Source organism: Sporosarcina sp. SAFN-015 (assembly GCF_059415085.1).
The window spans coordinates 1-1,278 of the sequence record NZ_JBPFDR010000026.1 but is presented as its reverse complement, the minus strand read 5'-3'; the positions used below and the strand labels follow the sequence as shown (position 1 = coordinate 1,278).

General features: G+C 43.6%; 1 protein-coding gene. It reads left to right on the top strand.

The features are described 5' to 3' along the window. Nucleotides 1-95: 95 nt before the first annotated feature. Nucleotides 96-1,237 (top strand): IS3 family transposase gene (locus tag ACR65H_RS18480; protein WP_440502414.1). Its coding sequence is split into 2 segments (ribosomal slippage): nt 96-369 and nt 369-1,237, totalling 1,143 coding nucleotides; the frame shifts between segments, so codons are not numbered across the junction. Nucleotides 1,238-1,278: the final 41 nt, after the last annotated feature.

The window sequence follows — 1,278 nt, the reverse complement described above, 5'->3', positions numbered from 1 at the left end:
CGCACTGACCTAAGAAAATGAGACAAATAAAAACACCTTACGTTGAAAAACGGGTATTGAACCTTAATACATCAACGTGGAGGTGTTTTTTGTCTATGGGAACTAAAGTTAGTTATCCAGAAGAAGTTAAATTAAAGGCGATTCAAATGAGGTTAGCGGGTGTTCCTGTAAAAGAAGTTATGGAGGAACTGAATATCCGAAATCGTACACAGCTAAAAACTTGGATGAGATGGTATCGGAATGGTGAATTGCATCGTCTTGCACAACCCGTCGGCAAGCAATATGCCTTCGGCAAAGGACCTGGGTATGAAAGTGAGACAGCGAGGTTGCAGGCTGAAAATCGATATCTGAAACAACAGGTGGAAGTGTTAAAAAAGTACGCGGAATTGGAAAGGAAGTGGCGCCAAGAGTTGTGATTCAGTTAGTGGAAGAATTAAGTGGAAAGATGACTATAGGAGAAATCTGCAGACACTTGGGTGTCGGTCGATCATCGTATTATCGCTGGAAAGCTCAAGAAGGGAACGAAACGCCAAAGGAGACGCGTGATCGACAGATTGGCGAATTGTGTAAGAAGCATAAATTCATATATGGCTACCGGAAGATTGCGGAATTGTTTCCTGGGGCCTGCGAGAAGACAGTACAGCGCGTCATGCAGAAACATGGTTGGCAGTGCCGTGTAAAAGTGAAGAAACGGAAACGTACTGGGCAGCCTGCATATGTCGCACCGAATCTGTTGGCGAGGGATTTTACTGCGTCTAAACCCTGGGAAAAGCTAGTGACGGATATTACGTACTTGCCCTTCGGGCAATCTATGATGTATCTTTCAAGTATCCTAGATGTCTACAATGGAGAAATTGTAGCCCAGACCATCGGTTTCATCCAGGATACTGCCTTTGTGCTGGATACGTTGCATCAATTACCTGACTTGCCGGAAGGCTGTATTTTGCATAGCGATCAAGGCTCGGTTTATACATCATATGCCTATCAAAAGGCAGTAAAAGAAAGGAGAATTACCATGAGCATGTCCCGAAAAGGAACGCCCGCTGATAATTCTCCAATCGAAACGTTCCACTCCTCACTAAAGTCGGAAACGTTCTACCTCGACGGAATCCATCGCACAACGAATGCGCATGTGATTCAAATTGTCGAAGAATACATTACTTATTATAACAATATCCGCATTCAAACGAAATTAAACAGCCAATCGCCGGTACAATACCGACAACTGGCTGCATAATAAGGTGTTTTTTAATTGTCTCAAAAAAGGTAGTCAGTGCC